This is a genomic window from Mycobacterium sp. THU-M104 (assembly GCF_049197365.1).
Lineage (GTDB): Bacteria > Actinomycetota > Actinomycetes > Mycobacteriales > Mycobacteriaceae > Mycobacterium.
Map to the genome: position 1 here is coordinate 16,629 of NZ_JBMIOP010000243.1, position 21,889 is coordinate 38,517.

The following is a 21,889-nucleotide window of genomic DNA, read 5'->3' on the forward strand; positions in this document are numbered from 1 at the left end:
GGGCTCCTTTCAGGGCCTTTCAGGGCCTTTCAGGGCCGTTCAGTGCCGTTCAGTGCCGTGCCGTGTTCAAGGTTTTTCAGCGTCGTGGTTTTCTGCGAACGGATCGAAAACGGTCTCCGGTACCGGCGCAGGACCGAACGGCGACGACAGCTCCGATTCGCCGGAGCCGGCCGCAGTGAGTTGTTCTTCTTCTGCCCGGCGCCGCAGAGCGGTCACGATGTCGGGCAACCGGCGGCCGGCATCCTCGTAGAGCTCGTGCCGTTGGGCGATGTCGGCCTGGCCCGGGGCCATCAGCAGCACCTCGGCCCGGTTGGCCGGGCCCCGCGGATCGTGCAGTACCACCCATTTGCCGTGTACGGCCAGCGGAAGCGACGCCCGCAGTCCGGTGCGGTCGGTGGACGGCGCCTCCGATCCGGCGCTGACGTACCCGGGCGCCTCCACGCTGACACGCGCCCGCCCGAACGGGTTGCGGCCCAACTTGGTCGACAACTGGACGCCTTGCACGGTCAGCCGCCGTGCGCCACCGGACAAGCCGGGCACCGGCGTCACCAGGTCGGTGTCGGCCATTTCGAAGGGCCTTCCGTCGCGCAACACCTGGCCGGATTCGATGTGCACGGGTATGCGTTCGGCCAGCATCGGCACCCCGGGAATCTTGCCGACGAACCACTTCGTCGCATACAGCAGCGCCAGCGGGATGCCGGGGCCGAGCAGCAGGGCCGCGAGCAGGACCAGCACGAAGTTGGTGGTGCTCAGCGGCCGGACCATGGAGCCGACGAAGGTGACGTCGACGACCTGCGTGTTGCCCGGGTTGTCCTTGGCGGCAATGTGAATCGGCATCTTGCCGTTGAGTCCGCCGTGCCCGTCGTGCTCGGTGTGCAAAGTCACCGGCAGGCCGACCTGCTGGCCCGGGCCGGCCTCGACGCAGTTGCCGGGATCGTCGGCCGTCGACGTGACATCGACCGTGCCGATTCCCTCGGGTGCGGCCACGACGGACGGGCGGTCTCCCGCGGCGATCCAGGCGCAACCAGGCCCGGCGATGTCGAGTTTCGTTGTCGCGCCCTCGGTCCCCTGGACCGTCCCGAAGTCGATGCGCCGACCCGGAGCCGGCAGACCGACCCGGGGCAGGATGCGCACCGGCAGGTCGACCCGCTGTGGCGTCAGCGTGGTTCCCGACTCACCACGGGCGTCGGGCGGGGCGGCCGTGGTGATCACCAGGGACATCCGCAGGGTTGCCGGGCCGGGCTTGAGATTGGTGAGGTCCACCTCGACCGGTTTGCCGATGTCCGTCTTGGGCGCCGAGTCGAGCAGCGTGACCGGGGCCGCGCCGTCGGTGGCGAGCACGGCCGTCATCACCGCCTGCCCCGCCAGGCCGTTCGGGTCGACCGGCTTGCGCTGCCCGTCGACCAGACCGAACGTCAGCCCCTTGGCCACCTGCCCGGCATGCCACGAATCCTTGTCGCCGGACAGCGCCGGGAAGATGTCGGTGCTGATGTGGATGGCCACGCGCGACACCGCCTCGGGATGTCGCCCGGTCGTGTCGACGTAGACCACGGCCCACCGCCCCGGCCATTTCGGGTTGTCCGCACCGTGTAGGGAGATGGTTTGCGCGGAATCGGACGGCCACTGGTAGCTGACCGGGATCCCGTCGATAGCGACCCGGGTTTCGCCGTCCTGCTCGGGGAGCTTCAGCTGCCGGCCCGACGGCGAGATCAGGTACGGGACGACACCGGGCTCGCTGCCGGAACCGAGGATGTGCACGGACTTGACCGACCGGTCCAGCACGAAGTTGTGCCGCGCCTCGGGGCAGACCTTCTCGCGGCAGACCGGCTTGCTGTCGTCGAAGCGTGGCGTCGGGTTGAGCGCATCGAACGCGAACAGCATCTGGTCGATGTTGGAAACGCGATAGAAAGCACCTGGTTTGGGGTCGGTGATGCTCCCGCACTTGGTCCCGCCGGGGCCGGCCCCGGTGGCGATGGCCGACATCACGTCGAAATCCCGGCCGGGACCGCCGAGCCCGACCCCGAGCATGACGACGTGTGCGGACCTGAGCTGGTCGGCCAGGCCGCCCGGCCGGCAGATCGACTCGGTCGCACGGCGGATCATCTCGGCGACGCCTTCCTGGCTGCCCAGGTCGACACCGGGCGCGTAGGGCCGGTGCACGCCCGGGCGCTGGCTGAAGTCGATCTTGCCGTCGGAGAACCAGGCGATCGCCTGACAGCGGTCGGGGTTGCCCCGCGTGTGGTCGGCCAGCGTCTGCCGGGCACCGTCCAGAGCCAACCAGTAGTCGGTGTCCGCGCCGCTGTTGCGTTGGGCGAGTGTCTGCAGCTTGGCGTCGACCGAGTCGACCGACGCCGAAGTCAGCCGCGTCCAATTCTGTCGGATGTGGTAACCGTCGGAGAATCCGGCGATCGCCACGTCGAGCTTGGAGTTGGTCCGATCCGCGTAATCACCAAGGGTTTTCACCAGATATTTGGCGGCCCCCACACGCGCCGCATGCGCGTCGGTGCCCTTGAGGCTGCCCGACTCGTCGACCAAGATCAGCAGGTCGCCGGCGTTTTGGGATGCCAGGCAGCCGCCGTAGCGGTGCAGCGCCGCATCGCGGCCGGGGGAACCGGGGGCCGCCGAAGCGACGGTGTGCGACCAGCCCGCCAGGGCGAAACCGGTCATCAGCCATACCGCGGCGAGGACCCGCAGCACGATCACCCCTGGGCGCGGTCGCAGGCTCATCCTCAAGGCCCCCTCGTGCCGCTCAGAGTCGGCCGGCCCACAGTGCCATCTCCCAGGCGCCGACGCCGATGCCGGTTGCGCACGCTGCAATCACCACCCAGTGGGCGGACCGCAGCCACATCGGGGACGAGTACACCGAACTCAGCCGGCGCCGGGTGTCCACTCCGTGGAATGCTGCCAGGACACCGATCGCCACGGGGCCGGCCAGCAGCCAGCCGGCGGAAGCCAACAGGGCCGTCGAGGCCGGCGAGGCAGCGCCGACACTCAGGACGGCCAGCACGAGACCCGCCACGGCAACGGCGAAGGCAGCCCCGACCAGCCGCAACGGCGGGCCGCTGACCCCGAGAGATCCCGCAGGCACGATGCCGGTCCCCGCGGCGAAGATCTCCTCGGGCCCGTCGGACACCGACACCGAGGACTGACCCGCGAACGGGTCGAAGCCGCCGCACCGAGCGTTCGGCGCGGCGCGGGCGCCGGCGTGGTTCGGCCCGTCGGGAGCGCCACCGAAGTCCCGGAAGTCGAACGGGTCGCAGGGGGCAGAAGCCGGCGCCATCGGGTCGGCACTGGTGCTGTTCATAGGTTCTCTCCCATCAGAGCTGCCGAGCTGTGGGTGCGTTGTGTTCAGTTGATCCGGATGCTCCACCGGCCACGTTCCCGCGGCCGAACGACCATCTCGGCGCGCTCGGAGCTCACCGACCAAGCGGTCAAAAACGGTTCAAACAGACCGCAAATGACCGATCGGGCGGCGCGGCAACGTAGGTGGAGTTGCAGTCTGCGTCGGTGGGTACCCGGCCGACGACCGTGTAAACGCCCACGCGGTGCTCACACGGCACCTCGAACAGTTCGAGCGCATCGTCGTGACCGATTTCCTTGGCGATGTCGCGCTTTTCGATCTCGGCGCACATTCCGACCGTGGCCCGATCGAGAGCGATCTTGTGTCGCGGCCGCTTCGGACCGGGCGCGATCGACGTCACGACGCTTTCCGGCGGAGCCATGACCGCGGACAGACCCGACTGGGCCGAAGGTGGCTTGCCGCTGTTCCTGTTCATCAATAGCCACAACAGGATTGCGATCAACATAGCCGAGAGCACATAGCCCACAACCAGACCACAGACGGCCGCGGAACGTCCCCTCTCACCGGAGCGCTTGATCTGTGGCAGCGCCAGATGCCCGAGGGCAACGCCCGCCGGTGGCACCACGAGCCCGAAGATGAGCGCCAGGATCGCGTAGGTGTTCACCGGCGGCTGCGGTTGCCGCCCCGTTGCCGGCCAATGCCATTCGGCTGGTGCGCATTCCCCTGGGCCGTAACCGCTTTGCCGAGAACCTTTCTCGACCACGTCAACGGGTATCCCGCCATAGCTGGTGGGCGGGCCGGCGTCCACGGGGTCCAGTTCCGGGGACGCGAACGGATCGCCTGTTGGTGGTGCGAAAGGATCTCCGCCGGACATCACCAATGCGGCTTACCCGGACGCGACGCCGTTACACATCGATGGCCACGAAACGAAATCGGTGCTGCGTCCAGGATGGTGTGACGCCAGCCGTCGGGCCTGGGCTTTCATCGGCCGTATTTCACGAAGCAGGCGATGATCGTCTCTTCGTCGTTTGCCAAATATTCGCCAGGCGGACATTGGTTCGCATCCGGTGTCATCTTGCTCACCTGGAAGACGCCGTCGTGGTTCTCGCACCTGGAACGGTAGACGTACACCTGGTCGGTGTTGGGCCGAGCCGGATCCGGCTGGTTCTTCTGGATCTCGACGCAGTCGCCGACGTGCAGGTCTGCGACGTTGACCCGCGGCCGGGGGCTCGGCGGGGCCGTGACCACGGTGGATCTGACACTGGGCACCGCGGCCGTGGTGGGCGTGTCGACGGGGCCGTTGTCGTCGCGGTCCGCACCGAACAACAGCCAGACGATCAGCACGATCACCGCCAGCGTGATGAAGACGTACGACAACGTCAGCCCCAGCACCGCCCTGCGGTGCCCGGGCTCTTGAAAACGCCTGATCCGCGAGAGGGCGAGGTGACCCAGCACCGCCCCGGCTGGGGCGAAGACGAACGCGAACACGACCGACAAGGTCGCCAGTGTGCTTACTTCACCCGGCGGCGCGGGCAACGGCGCCACCCGGCCCGGCGGCGACGGGATCGCGCCATCCGTCAACGACGCAGCCGTGCCGAACGGGTCGACGTCGAACGGACTTCCCGAATCCGCACCCTGGTCGCCGGAACTCACAAACACCCCCTGGTGATCGCTGTCCCCCGAACACCTTCACTTCGCTGCCTCAGAATAGTCCAACCCCGCAAGGGCAGTTTCGTCTCACGGATGCTGGCTGGAGACCGAGATGACCTCGCCGGTGAGGTAGCTGGAGTAGTCGCTGGCCAGGAACGCGATGGTGGCCGCGACCTCCCACGGTTCGGCGGCGCGGCCGAATGCCTCCCCGGCGGACAACCGGTCGAGCAGGTCCGCCGAGGTCGTCTTGTCCAGGAACTTGTGCCTGGCGATACTGGGCGACACCGCGTTGATCCGGACCCCGTACTCGACGGCTTCGATTGCGCTGCAACGAGTCAACGCCATGACGCCCGCCTTGGCGGCCGCATAGTGCGCCTGCGAATGCTGGGCCCGCCAGCCCAGGACGCTGGCATTGTTGACGATCACCCCACCGTGCCCGGCCTTGCGGAAGTACCGCAGCGCCGCGCGGGTGGCACGGAAAACCGACGTGCACGTCACGTCCAGGACGCGGTCCCATTCGTCGTCGGTCATGTCCACCACCGGGGTCTGCCCGCCCAGCCCGGCATTGTTGACGAGCACGTCCATGCGCCCCATCCGGGCGGTCACCGAGGCGAACATGGCGTCGACCTGGGCCGTCGACGTCACGTCGCACAACACCTTCTCGACCCGGCCCAGCCCCAACGCCGACAATTCGTCGGCGGTCTCCCCCAGCCGTCGTTCGTGGTGGTCGGAGACCACCACGTCCGCGCCCTCGGCCAGCGCCCGCCGCGCGGTCGCCGAGCCGATGCCGGTGCCGGCGGCGGCCGTCACCACCACCACCTTGCCTTTCAGAAGACCGTGCCCGGCAATCTCTTTGGGCGCCGAAGACAGACTCACGCTTCCTCCTCAGTCTTCGCGCACACGCTCATCCGCGAACTTCCCGGGGCAGGCCCAGCACCCGCTCGGCGATGATGTTGCGCTGGATCTCGTTGGACCCGCCGTAGATGGTGTCGGCGCGGGTGAACAGGAACAGCCGCTGCCATTCGTCGAACTCGCCGTCCGGCATGGTCATCGAAGACCTGCCGACCACGTCCATCGCCAGCTCACCCAGTCCGCGATGCCAGTTGGCCCACAACAACTTCGACACGCTGTCCTGGCCGTCGACGGCTGGGCCTTCCAAGGTGGCCAGGGCATACGACCGCATGGCCCGCAACCCTGCCCACGCCCGGGTCAGCCGCTCGCGGATGAACGGGTCCTCGGCGGCCCCATTGCGCTGCGCGAGCGCGGCGAGGTTGGAAAGCTCTCGGGCATAGACGATTTGCTGCCCCAGGGTGGACACGCCACGCTCGAACGTCAGCGTTCCCATCGCGACCCGCCAGCCGTCACCGGGCGCGCCGACCACCATCGAGGCGTCGGTGCGGGCGTCGTCGAAGAACACCTCGTTGAACTCCGCGGTGCCGGTGATCTGGACGATCGGCCGGATCTGAACGCCGGGCTGGTCCAACGGGACCAGCAGATACGACAGACCGGCGTGCCGCTTGGAGCCCTTCTCGGTGCGCGCGACCACGAAGCACCACTGCGACAGGTGCGCCAGCGACGTCCACACCTTCTGGCCGTTGATCACCCACTGGCCGCCGTCCAGTTCGGCGGTGGTGGCCACGTTGGCCAGGTCGCTGCCCGCTCCCGGTTCGGAATATCCCTGGCACCACAGTTCGGTGACATCGAGGATGCGCGGCAGGAACCGCTGCTGCTGCTCGGATGTCCCGAACGCGATCAGGGTCGGACCGAGCAGTTCCTCGCCGAAGTGGTTGACCTTGTCCGGGGCGTCGGCGCGGGCGTACTCCTCGTAGAACGCCACCCGGTGCGCGGTGGACAGCCCCCGGCCGCCGTGTTCGACCGGCCAGCCGAGGCAGGTCAGGCCGGCCTTGGCGAGATGCCGGTTCCAGGCGCGCCGTTCCTCGAACGCCTCGTGCTCGCTGCCCGGGCCGCCCAGACCCTTGAGAGCCGCGAATTCGCCGACCAGATTGTCGGCCAGCCAGCCGCGGACCTCCGCCCGGAACTCCTCGACGTCCTGCATGACCTGTAGGCTAACCTACCAAGCACTTGCTTTGTTAGGCCGCCGGTATCGCGTGCCGCGGACCGGACACCGAGGAGCATCCGATGACCAACGATCCGCGCACGGTGCCCGCGGCGCTCGATCGTTTCGCGCTCCGGTTCGCCGACCACCCGGCCCTGATCACCGACGACCGGCCGTTCACGGCCACGGCGCTGCGCGACGAGGTGCACCGCGCCGCCGCCGCTCTGATCGCGCTGGGTGTCCGGCCCGGCGACCGGGTGGCCATTTGGTCGCCGAACACCTGGCATTGGGTGGTCGCCTGCCTGGCGATCCACCACGCCGGTGCCGCCATGGTGCCGCTGAACACCCGCTATACCGCCGAGGAGGCCACCGACATCCTGGGCCGCACGGGCGCGCCGGTGTTGTTCGCGATGGGCCGATTCCTCGGCACGGACCGGGCCGCCGCGCTGGACCGGAGCGCGCTGCCCTCGCTGCGCCACGTCATCCGGATCCCGATCGAAGCGGCAGACGGCACCTGGGACGATTTCATGGCTGACGGAACCGACACCGCCGCCGTGCGCGCCACCGCCGCCACGGTCACCCCCGACGACGTCAGCGACATCCTGTTCACCTCCGGGACCACCGGGCGCAGCAAGGGCGTGCTGTGCGCGCACCACCAGTCGTTGTCGGCGTCGGCGTCGTGGGCGGCCAACGGCAAGATCACCAGCGACGACCGCTACCTGTGCATCAACCCGTTCTTCCACAACTTCGGCTACAAGGCCGGCATCCTGGCCTGCCTGCAGACCGGTGCGACGCTGATCCCGCACCTGACCTTCGACCCGCTGGCCGCGCTGCAGACCATCGAGCGCAGGCGCATCACCGTGCTGCCCGGGCCGCCGACCATCTACCAGACGCTGCTGGACCATCCGGCGCGCCGGGACTACGACCTGAGTTCGCTGCGGTTCGCGGTGACCGGGGCGGCTACGGTGCCCGTCGTGCTGGTGGAGCGCATGCAGACCGAGCTCGACATCGACATCGTGCTCACCGCCTACGGGCTGACCGAGGCCAACGGCATGGGCACCATGTGCCGCGCCGACGACGACGCGGTCACCGTGGCCACCACCTGCGGTCGCCCGTTCGCCGGCTTCGAGCTGCGCATCGACGCCGCCGCCGGATCGGAGTCCGGCGAAGTGCTGTTGCGCGGACCGAACGTGATGCTGGGCTACCTCGACGACCCGGCGGCCACCGCCGCCGCCGTTGACACCGATGGCTGGCTGCACACCGGCGACATCGGCACTCTCGACGAGGCGGGCAATCTGCGCATCACCGACCGGCTCAAGGACATGTACATCTGCGGCGGTTTCAACGTCTACCCCGCCGAGGTCGAGCAGGTGCTGGCCCGGCTGGAGGGGGTGGCCGACGCCGCGGTGATCGGGGTCCCCGACGAGCGCCTCGGCGAGGTCGGGCGCGCGTTCCTGGTGACCCGCCCCGGCGCTGTCCTGGCCGAGGAGTCGGTGATCGCCTACAGCCGTGAACATCTGGCGAACTTCAAGGCGCCCCGGTCGGTGCGGTTCGTCGAAACACTGCCGCGCAACGCGGGTGGCAAGGTGGTCAAATCACAACTGCGGGAGCTGGCCTGATGGATCTGGACCTGGATGACGAGGTACTGGCTTTTGCGGCCGAGGTGCGCGAGTTCCTGGCGGACAACGCCGATGCGATCCCGACGAAGTCCTACGACAACGCCGAAGGCTTCGCCCAGCACCGGCGTTGGGACCGTTTACTGTTCGACGCCGGCCTGTCGGTGATCACGTGGCCGCAGCGCTACGGGGGACGCGACGCGTCACTGCTGCACTGGGTGGTGTTCGAAGAGGAGTATTTCCGCGCCGGCGCGCCCGGGCGGGCCAGCGCGAACGGCACGTCGATGCTGGCCCCGACGCTGTTCGCGTACGGCACCTCCGAGCAGCTCGACCGTATCCTGCCGAAAATGGCTAGTGGCGAACAGATTTGGGCGCAGGCATGGTCGGAACCGGAATCCGGCAGCGACCTCGCGTCGCTGCGGTCCACGGCCACCAAGACCGACGGCGGTTGGCTGCTGGGCGGGCAGAAGATCTGGAGTTCGCGGGCACCGTTCGCCGAGATGGGATTCGGGCTGTTCCGGTCCGACCCCGCGGTCGAGCGCCATCGCGGACTGACCTATTGCATGTTCGACCTGAAGGCCGGTGGCGTCACCGTGCGCCCGATCGCCCAGCTCGGCGGCGACACCGGCTTCGGCGAGATTTTTCTCGACGACGTCTTCGTGCCCGACGCCGACGTCATCGGCACCCCCGACGACGGCTGGCGCGTGGCGATGAGCACCTCGAGCAACGAACGGGGGATGGCGCTGCGCAGCCCGGCGCGATTCATGGCGGCGGCCGAGCGGTTGGTGCGGCTGTGGAAGGACTGCGGATCCCCGCCGGCGTTCGCCGAGCGGGTCGCCGGCGCGTGGATCGACGCGCAGGCCTATCGGCTGCAGACGTTCGGCACGGTGACCAGGCTCGCCGCCGGCGGCGAGTTGGGCGCGGAATCCTCGGTGACCAAAGTGTTCTGGTCCGATCTCGACGTGGCGATACACCAGACCGCGCTCGACCTCCTGGCCGCCGACGGCGAGCTCGCGGGCCCCTGGACCGACGGCCTGCTGTTCGCCCTGGGCGGCCCGATCTACGCCGGCACCAACGAGATCCAGCGCAACATCATCGCCGAGCGGCTGCTGGGACTGCCTCGGGAGAAGTCCGGGGGCACGAAGTGAAATTCGCCCTCGACGAACAACAGCGGGACTTCGCGGCCAGCATCGACGCGGCGCTCGGTGCCGCGGACCTGCCGGCCGCGGTGCGGGCGTGGTCCGCGGGTGACGTCGCGCCCGGGCGCACGGTGTGGCAACGACTGGCCGAGCTCGGTGTCACCGCACTGGCCGTACCGGAGCGGTTCGACGGCCTGGACGCCCGTCCGGTGGACCTGGTCGTCGCACTCGAACGCCTCGGGCGCTGGTGCGTGCCCGGGCCGGTGGCCGAATCTATCGCCGTGGCACCGGTTTTGCTGGCCCATGAAGACCAAGCTGACCGCTGCGCCGCGCTGGCCGCCGGCAAACTGATCGCCACCGTGGCGCTGCCGCCGCAGCAACCGCGCGCCCTGGACGCCGGGGCGGCCGGGCTGGTGCTGCTGGCCACCGGGGACGATGTCACCACAGCCGAGCCCGGCCGACAGCACGAGTCCGTCGACCCCAGCCGGCGCCTCTACGATGTGGCGGCGACCGGCGAGATCTGGCACGCGGACATTCCGCGCGCCTACGAATTCGGGGCGCTGGCCACCGCCGCGCAACTGGTCGGCGCCGCCGAGGCGCTGCTGCACGCCGCGGTCGACTATGCCAAGCAGCGCACCCAGTTCGGCCGGGTGATCGGTTCCTATCAGGCGATCAAGCACAAGCTCGCCGACGTGCACATCGCGGTCGAGCTGGCCCGCCCGCTGGTGTACGGCGCGGCGCTGTCGCTGAAGCCCTGCGACGTCAGCGCGGCCAAAGCCGCTGCCGCCGAGGCGGGGCTGCTCGCGGCGCGCTCGGCGCTGCAGACCCACGGCGCCATCGGCTTCACCGGAGAACACGACCTGTCGCTGTGGCTGCTGCGGGTGCAGGCACTGCGCTCGGCCTGGGGTACCCCGGAGGAGCATCGACGGCGAGTGCTGGAGGCGTTGTGACGATCACCGAAGAACGGGCGATGCTGCGGCAGAGCGTGGCGGCGCTGGTCGCCAAGCACGCGACGCCGCAAGCGGTGCGTGCCGCGATGGAGTCCGAACAGGGCTACGACGAGTCGCTGTGGCGGCTGCTGTGCGAGCAGGTCGGCGCCGCCGCGCTGGTCATACCAGAGGAGCTGGGTGGTGCCGGCGGCGAATTGGCCGACGCCGCAACCGTTGTGCAGGAACTCGGCCGCGCCCTGGTGCCCTCCCCGCTGCTGGGCACGACCCTGGCCGAGCTGGCGCTGCTGGCCGCGTCCGAGCCCGACGCCGACGCGCTGGAACGCCTCGCGGAAGGCAGCTCGATCGGCGCGGTGGTGCTCGACGCCGACTACGTGGTCAACGGCGGCATCGCCGACGTCGTTGCGGGGGTGGCCGACGGGAAGCTGAGCAGGTGGACGCGCTTCACGGCCGAGCCCGTCGCCACCATGGACCCCACCCGCCGGCTCGCCCGCATCCGGCCCGACCAGACCGCGGGCATCGGCCCCGACCCCGGCCTGGCCGACGCCGCAGCGGTCCTGCTGGCCGCCGAGCAGGTCGGTGCCGCCGAACGCTGCCTGGAGCTGACCGTCGAGTACGCCAAGAACCGCGTCCAGTTCGGCCGGCCGATCGGCAGCTTCCAGGCGCTCAAACATCGGATGGCCGACCTGTATGTCGCCGTGTCCGCGGCCAGGGCCGTGGTGTCCGACGCGTGCACCGACCCCACTCCGGCCAACGCCGACGCCGCACGACTGGCCGCCACGGAGACGCTCTGCGCCGTGGCCGGCGAGGGAATCCAGCTGCACGGTGGGATCGCCATCACCTGGGAACACGACATGCACCTGTACTTCAAACGCGCGCACGGCAGCGCGCACCTGCTCGCTCCGACACGAGAGCTGCTGCGACGACTCGAATCCGAGGTGCTGACGACCCCGTGAACGGCCACGTCTCGCGACGCGCCGGCATCCCGCCGTTCTACGTGATGGACGTGTGGCGGGCCGCCGCAGCGCGCCAGCACAGCCACGGCGACCTGGTGAATCTCTCGGCGGGCCAGCCCAGCGTGGGCGCACCCGAGCCGGTGCGCGCGGCCGCGGCCGCCGCCCTGCACCTCAACCAGCTCGGCTACACCGTGGCGTTGGGGCTGCCCGAGCTGCGCGCCGCGATCGCGGCGGACTACCGGCGCCGGCACGGAATCGACGTCGAGCCCGACGCGGTCGTCGTCACCACCGGCTCATCGGGCGGGTTTCTGCTCGCCTTCCTGTCGTGCTTCGACGTCGGCGACCGGGTGGCGCTGGCCAGTCCCGGGTATCCCTGCTACCGAAACATCTTGTCGGCGTTGGGCTGCGAGGTGGTCGACATCCCCTGCGGGCCGCAGACCCGCTTCCAGCCGACCGCACGGATGCTTGCCGAGCTCGAGCCGCCGGTGCAGGGGGTGATCGTCGCGAGCCCGGCCAACCCGACCGGCACGGTCATCGCGGCGGACGAACTGGCCGCGATCGCGTCCTGGTGCGAGGCCTCCGGTGTCCGGCTGATCAGCGACGAGGTTTACCACGGCCTGGTCTACGACCACGCGCCGCAGACCAGCTCCGCATGGCAGACGTCGCGAAATGCTCTGGTGGTCAACAGCTTTTCCAAGTACTTCGCGATGACGGGATGGCGCCTGGGCTGGTTGCTGGTGCCGTCCGAGTTGCGGCGCGCGGTGGACTGCCTCGCCGGCAACTTCACGATCTGCCCGCCGGTGCTGTCCCAGGTCGCCGCGGTCGCCGCGTTCACCCCGGAGGCGATCGCCGAGGCCGACGGCCACCTGCGCCAGTACGCGATCAACCGGTCGCGGCTGCTCGACGGGCTGCGCCGCATCGGGCTCGACCGGCTGGCCCCCACCGACGGCGCGTTCTACGTTTATGCCGACGTCTCGGACTTCACCGACGACTCGCTCGGGTTCTGCTCGGAGCTGTTGGCCGACACCGGCGTCGCGATCGCGCCGGGCATCGACTTCGACACCGCGCGCGGCAACGCGTTTGTCCGGCTGTCGTTTGCCGGACCCACGAGCGACATCGACGAGGCGCTCGAGCGTATCGGCGCCTGGCTCGCCGCGCGCTAGTCGCGCTCCGCGCCGCCGAAGAGGGAGTCGAGGCGGGCCTGAAGCGCGGCGCGCTCGCCGATGCCGGCCACGTCGATGCCGAATCGCCCACTGAGGGTGTCGACGACGGCGGCCGCGCCGGACAGGAGGGATTTCTCGCTGCCGTCGGCCCGGTGCCAGGTGAGCTCGCGACCGGCCAGGCTCAGCCGACCGTCGTCGGTGACCAGCGCGGCCATCAGCCCGGTCACGAAGATCGACGAGGGGTGCGTCGAGACGAACCAGCTGCCCACCTGGAGGTCGACATCCGGCTCGGTTCGAGTGCTGAACTCGTAAAGCGGTTGCCATTCACCGCGAACCATGACCTGCAAGAGCAGCTCCTCGCCGCGGTCCTGAAGCCGGTACGGCTCGTGCATGGTCTGTTGCACGCTGCCGGTCTCGATACGCAGCGGCGAGGTCGGCGTCTGGCCGCCGAAACCGACGTCGACGAGATAGGGCCTGCAGGAGCCGGGGAACCGCACCGCCAGCAGCGTGTGCGTCCGCGTCGGGAAAGGAGCATCGGGCGCGCGCATCGCGACCACCCGCGCGCCCAGCCGCCGCACCCGGAAGCCGAGTTCGGCCAGCGCATATCCCATGAGCCCGTTCTGCTCGTAGCAGTAGCCGCCCCGCCGCCGGCGGACCAGCTTGTCGTAGAGGGCCGCCGCGCTCAGGTCATCGACCGGTACCCCCAGCACCGGATCGAGATTTTCGAACGGAATCGCCCGCGTGTGGGCAGTCACCAGCTCCTGCAACACCTGCAAGCTCGGCTCGGGGGCGCCGCGATAGCCGATGCGGTCGAAATACCCGTTCACATCCAAAGACATGAAGCCATTCTGCTGTCAGCTGCCGTGCAGCTGCGGAACCGCTTCGACAGCTGATACCCGCGGGGGTATTATCGGGCGATGTTCACCGATCGCGAGACCACGGCGGAAGGACGGGCCCATGGCTGACGTCGAACTCTATCTCGATCCGGTTTGCCCGTTTTCCTGGGTCACCTCGCGGTGGTTGCTCGATGCGGCATCCGCCACCCACACGACGGTGATCCTGCGGCAGATGAGCCTGGCCGTTCTGAATGAGGGCAAGGAGCTCGAGGGCAAGCAACAACGCATGATGGAACAGTCGCGCCGGCTGGGACGCCTGTTCGCCGCAGCCGTCGGCAAACACGGGGGGGATGCGTTCGCCCGCCTCTACGACTCGCTGGGCACCCGGATCCAGATGCGCGAGGACGAGCTGAGCAGCGCCGAGATCAAGGAGTCGCTGGCCGGCTGCGGACTCCAGGAATCGCTCTCCGACGCGCTCGACGACGGCAGTTTCGACGAAGACGTCAGGCTCAGCCACCAAACCGGCCAAGACACCCTCGGCGGCACCGCCGGCAGCCCGGTCATCGTGATCGGCGGACGCGGGTTCCACGGCCCGGTCCTGACCGCGATCCCGAGCCACGAGAACGGCGTCCGTCTGCTCGACGCGGTCCTCGCCGCCGCACTGACCCCCGAATTCGCCACGCTGCAACGGCCCGTCCAGGGGCCGCCCACACTCGAGGAGGCTACCCGCTGATGTGCCATCCCGTCACATGCCGCACCTGCGGAAAAACAACCTGGTCCGGATGCGGAGCACACGTGGAACAGGTCCGCCGAACCGTGCCCGCATCGCAGTGGTGCCCGGGCCACCCCAAGGAACCCGGGCAACGCTGGTGGCAACGCGGCCGCAACTGACCCGGCTGGGCGCGCAAGTTCCGCGCGCCCAGCCGCACGGCTCCCTCAACGCGACCGCGCCCTGCTCCGGTCGCCCCATGTGGTGAATCGGGTGACGACCGAGTCCCTGACAACCGGCTTCTTGAGGCCGCGGCTGTCAACGAGCGGCTCACCGGTCGCGTCGGCGATCATGCGTCGAATCTCCGTCCGCCCTTGCGCCAGTGCCGCCAGATCGGACGGATCGCACGCGAGCCGGACAGCGGGAAGGACCTCGACTTCGAGGGCGGCGGACCGGTATGGCCGGCCCCGCATCACCTCCCGCGGGCCCTTCAGCGCCAACGGGACGATCGGGATTCCCGTGCTGGCGGCCAGCTTGAACGCGCCCAGCCGGAAAGGGTAGATACCCGGGGTGTCGCGGCGTTCGCCCTCAGGGAATATGTGGATCGATACGTCCTCTTTGAGCAGCGTCTGCATTCGCTCGTAGGACGCCAGCGAGGATTCCACCGAGCCGGGATCGAGGGCTATGACGCCGAGGCGTTCGGCGAGCACCCCGAACAAGCCGGTGAACAGTCGCCCCTTTCCGGTCATCGAAACCGGCCGGTCCAGAGCGCCGACGAGCAGGAGTGGATCCATGTCGGTGGGGTGATTGCTGACGTAGAGCGCCTGACCGTCGGGGAGCGGGACACCCGTGCGCCGAAACGACATCCCGGTCGCAGCGAACCAAAGGCGAAGTGTGCGTTGCGCGAAGCGCCACGTGCCGGCCCGACCCCTAACCCACAGTGTCGAGCCCGCGAAGATCAGCACGACGAGCATCGTCATGCCGGCGATGTAGGCACCGACGACGCTCTGGCGACACCGGTCAGCTACTGTTCGCGCTCGGTACCAGCCCAGCCGGGCGATCGTCGTGGCCGACCGCCAACGTCCCGCTGTGCTCTTGCCCAAGGTTCTGTCCCGATACGCCTGCCGGGTTTCTTGGCGTCGCAGCTTGCCGCTGGACGTCTTGAGCACGCTGCCACGCCGTACCAGCATGACGTCGTCGGCCGATGTACCCGTTGTCTCGACGACCGCCGCACGGATCAGAGCTTTGAGTTCGTCGTGGCATCCGGCCTCGGCGGCGGTTTCGGCGACCACCACTATGCCCTCGCCGTGCTCCGGCATCTCCTCACCGAACGCGATCACGCACCCTTTGCGCACGCCGGGCAACTCGCCGACGGCTTGCTCGATGTCCTGCGGGTGGTAGTTGCGGCCTGCCTTGATGATCAGGTCCTTGACGCGTCCGGTGATGAACAGTTCCCCGTCGGCCAGGTAGCCCAGGTCGCCGGTATCGAGCCAGTCGCCCATCCGAACCGCAGCGGTGGCTTCCGGTCGGCCGAAATAACCGGCCATCACCGACTTCCCCCGGATCAGCACACGGCCCTCGTTGCGCTCCGCTATCGGCTCATGCCCCTGGCCCGTCGCGTCGACGACTCGGACCTGCTGATCACCGATAGGCGTGCCGACGGAAACCAGGCTGCGTATCCGGGATGCGGGGCCCGCGGGCACCGCACGACGGTCCACCGCCAGCCGATCGGCGTCGACGTTGTCCACCCGCGGCCCGCCGAGCGCGAACGTCACCGCAACACACGTTTCTGCGAGTCCGTAGGCGGGAGTGAACGCGCTCCGTTGGAAGCCGTAGGGCTCGAAGCGACGGCAAAAATCGTCGAGGGCGCTGACCCGGATGGGCTCCGCCCCCAGCGCCGCGAATGTGATGCTGGAAAGGTCCACTCCGGCGATGTGGTCATCCGAGACGCGCCGCGTGACATGGTTGAGCCCGAAGGTCGTGGTCGCGACGGCGTTCGCCCGAAACCTGTCGATGGCCCACAGCCAGGACGCCGGCTTGGTCAGGAAATCGACCGGCGACATCATCACGATCGTGACTCCTGTGCAGAGCCCTACCCCCATCCAGCTCCCGATGAGCCCGAAGTCGTGGTAGAGCGGCATCCAGGACACCGCGACATCCGAGGGACGCAGGCCGGCGCGAACGGTCATCTCGCTGATCGCTCGGATGTTCGCCATCAGGTTGGCGTGCGTCAGCGCCACACCCTTGGGGTCTCCCGTACTTCCAGACGTGTATTGGATCAGCGCGAGCTCGCAGGGCGACTCGACACAGAAGGATCCCGCGCCGCCGGTGAGGGAGTCCACCGTCGCGGATTCCCGCAGGCTTGGCGTAGCCCGACACAGCAGCTCCGCAGCACCTTTGAACTGCGGATCAGAGACGATGAAAGCCGCGCCGGCACTTCGCAGAATCCGACTTTGCCGCCGGACATAGCCATCCAGCTCGTCGAGTCGCACGGGCGGATAAATCGGTACGGGAACCCCTCCCGCACACAGCGCGGCCACGAAGGCGACGAAGAAGTCGGGACCGGTCAGCGCCACAATCGCGACGCGGTCTCCGGTTCCCAAGCCGAGGTTTGCCAATCCCGCAGCTGCGCGCCGTCCGCGGTCCCAGAGTTCACCGAAATCCAGCACACTCACGTGCCCATCCGCCGTGAGGAACTTCAGGTGGGGATGCCGGCCGTCCTTGACGGCGCGAAAACGTAGCAGATCGAGCAGATTCGACGCCTCCGGCAGCGTCTGCGACAGGTTCGATATCGACGCGTCCCGGGTCGATACCTGCGGAAGCCGCGCGACGGCCGGTCGGCCCGTGGCCGCCCCACCGGCGCCGAGCGCTTGATCGACCGCCTCGAGGACATCACGCGGCCGACGAAACCTTCCGACCCCGTCGGCAGGTAACTCGACTGCGTACGCACCACCGACCCGGATCAACAGGTCGGCCAGTTCGATGCTGCCCAGCCCGAGTTGCTCCTCGAAATCGAGATCGAGGATATCGGGATCGTCGATCTGCCCCAGACCCGCATCCCGCAGCACACCTGCCAGCTCCTCGCGCAGGCGTTGCTCAGACTGCATTCGTACCGGACCCCTTTCAGCCGTCGCCGGCTTCGCCCCCGTGTACACGACGCCAGGTCCAACGCCGGCGAAGGCATGCGGCGGACCTCCGCAACCCCTGGGAAGATCCACCACGAGCAGTGGCCCTGCCAGAACACCCGCGACCTGCGTTGCCGGAGTCCACCGACGGTGCGGTCCGCATCGTCGAAAAGTCTTGAAGCCGATTTCCCAGGTTGCCCGTCCTGAAGGGATTCACCACGCTACCTTGAAACCGGGTCGCCGAGGACAGGTTTGAATTGCACCTGGTGAAGGGCTGCGGAGCCTGTCGACAACGTCGAGCCGTCCGGCGCCGAATGTGGGCTCACACAGCACCGGTGACTGGACAAAGCCCTCGGCTACCAGACACCGACCCGGTGCGAGGCCGCGGTCCCAGGCATTTCACGGGCACCTCACAGCCCCGGTGAGCATAGTTTTGGATACACAAGCATTGTTACGAGTCAACAAGCACAAACATTTGTGATGAAGACAGCGTGATGAAGACAGCGTGATGAAGACAACGTGATGAAGACAGCACGGATGACGGCGAGGAAGTGACATGGGTAATCACGGCAACACGCCCGAGTACCTCAATTCCAGAGACTCCCACGCTTTTTTCCGTGGCGGAAACACGCAAAGCGAACTCATCGCCATCTGCTTCGTCGACCGTCCCGCCGACGACTCTGAACCTGTCTTCGACCAGGTTCGGGACCGCGTCAATGCCCGGGTGACCTCTATTCCCCGGCTGATGCAGCACGTCGTCGCCACTCCGCTGAAGTTGGCCCCGCCCGCGTGGTTCGACGCCGAAGACTTCGATCTCGACCATCACCTGCAGAGCCGACGTGTTTCGGGGGGGCAATTCCCGGAGCTGATGCAGGCGGTCGAGGACCTACTGGAGCCACTCGACCTGCGCCGTCCACCGTGGCGGGTCTACATCGTCGAAGGTTTTCAGGACGGCAAGTGGGCCATCATCGTCCAGGTCCATCATGTCCTGGGCGATGGGGAAGCATGCGTCGCGCTCTTCGGCATGGCGCTTCTCGACGTCGACTTCATGCCGCCGCCCTGCCCGGGTCGTCCCAAGGTCTCAACCCCGCCAACGCACGAACTCGTCCGACAGGGGTTGGCCTGGCGGTGCCGCGGTGTCATGCGGGGATCCAGGAAAGCCCTCGGGGCGATGCGTTCACCCGACCGCGCGCAGACCGCTGCGCGGGATCTGACCCGGCTGGCGGGGCTGGTGTGGCGGGAAGTCCGGCACCCGTACAGGCCGGCCGGGATCAACCGGCCCGCGAGCGGGGAGTGGGTTTTCCGTACGACTTCGCGACCGCTCGACGAACTCCGAACTCTGGCTGACAGCATCCCACGAGCGACGGTGAACACCGTGTTTCTTGCGGCGGTGGCCCATGCCCTCGAGGAGGCACTGGCTGCCGAACGCATCCCGCTGAGCGCGCCTCTGAAAATCGGGGTGCCGAAGAGTTTGCGTGAAGACACCCACCACGTTTTCGTCAATTCTTCGACCCAGACGAGCAACTTGGTCATCTCGGCGCCCCTCTCCCAGCACAACCCGCTTGAACTCCTGCGTTGCATCACCGACCGGCTGCGACAAGCCCTCGACTCCGATGAACCCGCGATCCGTTCCATGCTCGGCAAAGGAGGGGCAGTCCAGACCTGGCCGATGAAGTGGAATGTCACCGCGACATTGCTCAATGGTCCGCCCGAAGGCATCAGCGGTCTCGGCGGCCGCCTCGAACAGTGCTTGCTGGCCGCCCTCCCCGGCGGCACGAAAGCCCTGGGGCTGATCGGGTCGGCGTACAACGGCGATCTCTCGATCATCGTTGTCGCGGACCGATCGCTGGCTGCGCTCGCGGACCGAGTGTGCACCGGCATACAGGTGTGGTTGGACGATCTCACCAAACAGATCATTGCGCAGGACCACGGCCTCCTGGAGGTATAGGAACGCGCTCACCGGGTTTGCCGCGAGACAACCGACGGCAGTTGAACCAGCGTAGGCCGATAACCGGGTCAGCGATAAAGCCCTGGCCTGCAATTGTATTCGCGTCTTCCCAGAAGATCGGATCCCAGCAGGCCCGTGCAGGCGCCCCGGCGACGTTTCTGCGGACATCGCCGCCCCGTGGGGTCGCCGACCTATGCTGGGCCGGTGACCGTCCCCGACCAGGCCGTACCGCAGCAGACCTCGCCGCACACAGCGGCCGCCGCCGCACGCACCGCCGCATTCTTCGACCTGGACAAGACCATCATCGCCAAGTCCAGCACGGTGGCATTCGGCGAATTGTTCTACGACCATGGACTGCTCGACAGCCGCGCTGTGCTCAAGTCGGCTTACGCCGAGTTCCGCTTCTTGCTCGCCGGCGCCAACCATGACCCGCTGGATCGGATGCGCATCCACATGGCCAACTTGTGCACCGGTTGGGATGTGACACAGGTCAGGTCGATCGTCAGTGAGAGGCTGCATGACATCGTGGCGCCGTTGGTGTTCGCCGAAGCCGCGGACCTGATCGCCGCCCACAAACTTTGCGGCCGCGACGTCGTCGTCGTCTCGGCGTCGGGTGAAGACATCGTGGAACCGATCGCCCGCGCGCTGGGCGCCACCCATGCCATGGCGACCCGACTGGTGGTCGAGAACGGCAAGTACACCGGCGACGTCGCGTTCCACTGTTTCGGCGAACGCAAGGTGCACGCGATACGCGAGCTGACAGCCCGCGAGGGCTACCAGCTCGAACACTGCTACGGCTACTCCGACTCGATCACCGACTTGCCGATGCTGCAAGCAGTGGGCCACCCCAGCGTGGTCAACCCGGGCCGCGGCTTACGCAAACAAGCCGCCGAACGCGGTTGGCCCGCCTTGACCTTCTCCCAGCCGGTCTCGCTGCGCGGCACCATGGCGGCGCGGTCTGGCGCCCGAGCGCTCATCCGCTCGTTGCGCCGCCGCTCGGGGTTCAACGTTCCTTGACCGACACCCAGGCGACGTCGATGCGTCTGAGACCTGATTATCCCAGGCGTACAATAGTTTTCGCAGACCAACATATCGACGGCGGCGGACGTTGGCCAGGGCACATACCATCTTCGTACGGAGACAGTATGGTGGCAGCTCCCGGCTCCACTCCCCGACGGGAAGGACGTGTCATGTCAGGTCTTCCGGCCGCCTCGCTGGTCGCTGTCGCCGTCGCGACCGTCATCGCGGCATGCGGTGCCCCGGAAACGCGATCCGGAGTGACGACCGCGCCTGCCGCGTCCTCGAACGCCGCGGCCGGCCAGGCGACCGCCGCCCCGTCTCAGCTGCAGTTTTCCACCAAAACGCTAGCAGGACAGCCGTTCTCCGGAGAAAGCCTCGCGGGTAAGCCGGCGGTGCTGTGGTTCTGGGCGCCCTGGTGCCCGACGTGCCAGCAGGAGGCACCCGCCCTCGCCAAGGTAGCGGCGTCGAACCCGCACGTGACGTTCGTCGGGGTGGCGGCACGCGATCAGGTGTCATCGATGCAGTCCTTCGTCGACAAATACCACCTCGGTGGACTCACCCAATTGGCCGACACCGACGGGACGGTGTGGGCCAAATTCGGCATCACCCGGCAACCCGCGTGGGCGTTCATCCGCGCCGACGGCAGCGTCGATGTCGTCAAAGGCCAGCTCACCGAAGCCGAACTAGCCGAGCGGGTCAGCGGATTGACCAACAGGTGATCGACACCGCCGCGCTCAGCTTCGCGCTGGGCGCCGGCCTGGTGGCCGCGCTCAACCCCTGCGGCTTCGCCTTCCTGCCCGGTTACCTGGGCTTGGTGATCGCCGGCAGCCATGGCACCTCACGCCCGGCGGCCCTGCTCCGCGCGCTCGGGGCCACCGCCGGCATGTCTCTGGGGTTTCTGACAGTTTTCGGAGCCTTCGGTCTGGTCATCTCGCCCGTGATCGCCTCGGCGCAGAAGTACCTGCCGTTCGCCACCGTGGTCATCGGATTTCTGCTCGTCGGCGTCGGGATCTGGCTCGTGGCCGGCAAGGACATCACCGTCCTCCTGCCCAAGCGCTTCGGAGGCACGCCGACCGCGCGGCTCGGATCGATGTACGGCTACGGGGTGGGCTATGCGATCGCCTCGCTGTCGTGCACGATCGCCCCCTTTCTCGCCGTGATCAGCATGACGTTCAACCAGGGCTCGGTGCTCTCGGGCGTGCTGGCCTTCCTCGCCTACGCCATCGGGATGACCATCACGGTGGGGGTGGCGGCGCTGGCCGTCGCGCTCGCCGGAGCGTCGGCCGGCGCCGCCTTTCGTCGCGTACTGCCCTGTGTCGGGCGGATCGCCGGGGTCGTCGTGCTGCTCACCGGTCTGTACGTGGCCTACTACGGCTATTACGAAATCCGGCTCTACTACACCGATGCCGACGCCGGCGACCCC

General features: G+C 68.2%; 17 protein-coding genes and 1 pseudogene. 10 read left to right on the forward strand and 8 right to left on the reverse strand.

What is annotated here, in order from left to right:
* Positions 1-66: 66 nt before the first annotated feature.
* The 6 genes from ACOJVU_RS17895 to ipdE1 all read right to left on the reverse strand — a co-directional run bounded on the left by ACOJVU_RS17895 (position 67) and on the right by ipdE1 (position 7,007).
* Entirely contained in the window at positions 67-2,727 is a 2,661-nt protein-coding gene (locus ACOJVU_RS17895) for a vWA domain-containing protein (RefSeq protein ID WP_421530998.1), read from the reverse strand.
* A 22-nt stretch (positions 2,728-2,749) separates the two neighbouring features.
* Entirely contained in the window at positions 2,750-3,304 is a 555-nt protein-coding gene (locus ACOJVU_RS17900) for a hypothetical protein (protein WP_421530999.1), read from the reverse strand.
* A 127-nt stretch (positions 3,305-3,431) separates the two neighbouring features.
* The gene (locus ACOJVU_RS17905; RefSeq protein ID WP_421531000.1) at positions 3,432-4,109 is read right to left on the reverse strand and encodes a DUF4190 domain-containing protein; all 678 of its coding nucleotides are present in this window, start codon (positions 4,107-4,109) and stop codon (positions 3,432-3,434) included.
* 173 nt (positions 4,110-4,282) lie between these two features.
* Positions 4,283-4,954, reverse strand: coding sequence for a DUF4190 domain-containing protein (locus ACOJVU_RS17910; RefSeq protein WP_421531001.1), 672 nt, complete (start codon positions 4,952-4,954; stop codon positions 4,283-4,285).
* Between the two features lie 84 nt (positions 4,955-5,038).
* Positions 5,039-5,827: a (5R,7aS)-5-hydroxy-7a-methyl-1-oxo-2,3,5,6,7,7a-hexahydro-1H-indene-carboxyl-CoA reductase gene (gene ipdF / locus ACOJVU_RS17915; RefSeq protein WP_421531002.1), complete on the reverse strand. Its 789-nt coding sequence runs from the start codon at positions 5,825-5,827 to the stop codon at positions 5,039-5,041.
* Positions 5,828-5,855: 28 nt separating this feature from the next.
* Entirely contained in the window at positions 5,856-7,007 is a 1,152-nt protein-coding gene (ipdE1, locus tag ACOJVU_RS17920) for an acyl-CoA dehydrogenase IpdE1 (protein WP_421531003.1), read from the reverse strand.
* A gap of 83 nt (positions 7,008-7,090) precedes the next feature.
* Here ipdE1 and fadD3 point away from each other — a divergent pair, with 83 nt between their 5' ends.
* From fadD3 to ACOJVU_RS17945, 5 genes are read left to right on the forward strand one after another with little or no spacing between them, the layout of a single operon-like run.
* Positions 7,091-8,626 (forward strand): 3-((3aS,4S,7aS)-7a-methyl-1,5-dioxo-octahydro-1H-inden-4-yl)propanoate--CoA ligase FadD3, encoded by a 1,536-nt coding sequence (gene fadD3, locus ACOJVU_RS17925; RefSeq protein ID WP_421531004.1) that lies wholly within the window; start codon positions 7,091-7,093, stop codon positions 8,624-8,626.
* A complete protein-coding gene (locus tag ACOJVU_RS17930; RefSeq protein ID WP_421531005.1) occupies positions 8,626-9,771 on the forward strand; it encodes an acyl-CoA dehydrogenase family protein in 1,146 nt (381 codons plus the stop codon). Before fadD3 ends, ACOJVU_RS17930 begins: the two co-directional genes overlap by 1 nt.
* Positions 9,768-10,712, forward strand: coding sequence for an acyl-CoA dehydrogenase family protein (locus ACOJVU_RS17935; protein ID WP_421531006.1), 945 nt, complete (start codon positions 9,768-9,770; stop codon positions 10,710-10,712). Before ACOJVU_RS17930 ends, ACOJVU_RS17935 begins: the two co-directional genes overlap by 4 nt.
* Entirely contained in the window at positions 10,709-11,665 is a 957-nt protein-coding gene (locus ACOJVU_RS17940) for an acyl-CoA dehydrogenase family protein (RefSeq protein WP_421531007.1), read from the forward strand. Before ACOJVU_RS17935 ends, ACOJVU_RS17940 begins: the two co-directional genes overlap by 4 nt.
* A 44-nt stretch (positions 11,666-11,709) precedes the next feature.
* On the forward strand, positions 11,710-12,828 hold the full coding sequence (locus ACOJVU_RS17945) for a pyridoxal phosphate-dependent aminotransferase (RefSeq protein WP_421531014.1): 1,119 nt from the start codon (positions 11,710-11,712) through the stop codon (positions 12,826-12,828).
* Here ACOJVU_RS17945 and ACOJVU_RS17950 read toward each other — a convergent pair.
* Positions 12,825-13,667 (reverse strand): arylamine N-acetyltransferase family protein, encoded by an 843-nt coding sequence (locus ACOJVU_RS17950; protein ID WP_421531008.1) that lies wholly within the window; start codon positions 13,665-13,667, stop codon positions 12,825-12,827. The genes ACOJVU_RS17945 and ACOJVU_RS17950 overlap by 4 nt on opposite strands.
* 118 nt (positions 13,668-13,785) lie before the next feature.
* On the opposite strand from ACOJVU_RS17950, the gene ACOJVU_RS17955 reads away from it, so the two are divergent.
* On the forward strand, positions 13,786-14,397 hold the full coding sequence (locus ACOJVU_RS17955; RefSeq protein ID WP_421531009.1) for a disulfide bond formation protein DsbA: 612 nt from the start codon (positions 13,786-13,788) through the stop codon (positions 14,395-14,397).
* Positions 14,398-14,600: 203 nt separating this feature from the next.
* Here ACOJVU_RS17955 and ACOJVU_RS17960 read toward each other — a convergent pair whose 3' ends face one another.
* Positions 14,601-17,480: an AMP-binding protein gene (locus ACOJVU_RS17960; RefSeq protein WP_421531010.1), complete on the reverse strand. Its 2,880-nt coding sequence runs from the start codon at positions 17,478-17,480 to the stop codon at positions 14,601-14,603.
* 574 nt (positions 17,481-18,054) lie between these two features.
* On the opposite strand from ACOJVU_RS17960, the gene ACOJVU_RS17965 reads away from it, so the two are divergent.
* The 4 genes and pseudogenes from ACOJVU_RS17965 to ACOJVU_RS17980 all read left to right on the forward strand — a co-directional run.
* Positions 18,055-19,446: a wax ester/triacylglycerol synthase domain-containing protein gene (locus ACOJVU_RS17965; protein WP_421531011.1), complete on the forward strand. Its 1,392-nt coding sequence runs from the start codon at positions 18,055-18,057 to the stop codon at positions 19,444-19,446.
* Positions 19,447-19,650: 204 nt separating this feature from the next.
* A pseudogene (locus tag ACOJVU_RS17970) lies at positions 19,651-20,412 on the forward strand (HAD-IB family hydrolase); the annotation flags it as partial.
* A 224-nt stretch (positions 20,413-20,636) separates the two neighbouring features.
* On the forward strand, positions 20,637-21,185 hold the full coding sequence (locus tag ACOJVU_RS17975) for a protein disulfide oxidoreductase (protein WP_421531012.1): 549 nt from the start codon (positions 20,637-20,639) through the stop codon (positions 21,183-21,185).
* The coding region (locus ACOJVU_RS17980; RefSeq protein WP_421531013.1) for a cytochrome c biogenesis CcdA family protein at positions 21,182-21,889 on the forward strand (708 nt) is incomplete at its 3' end. The genes ACOJVU_RS17975 and ACOJVU_RS17980, both read left to right, overlap by 4 nt.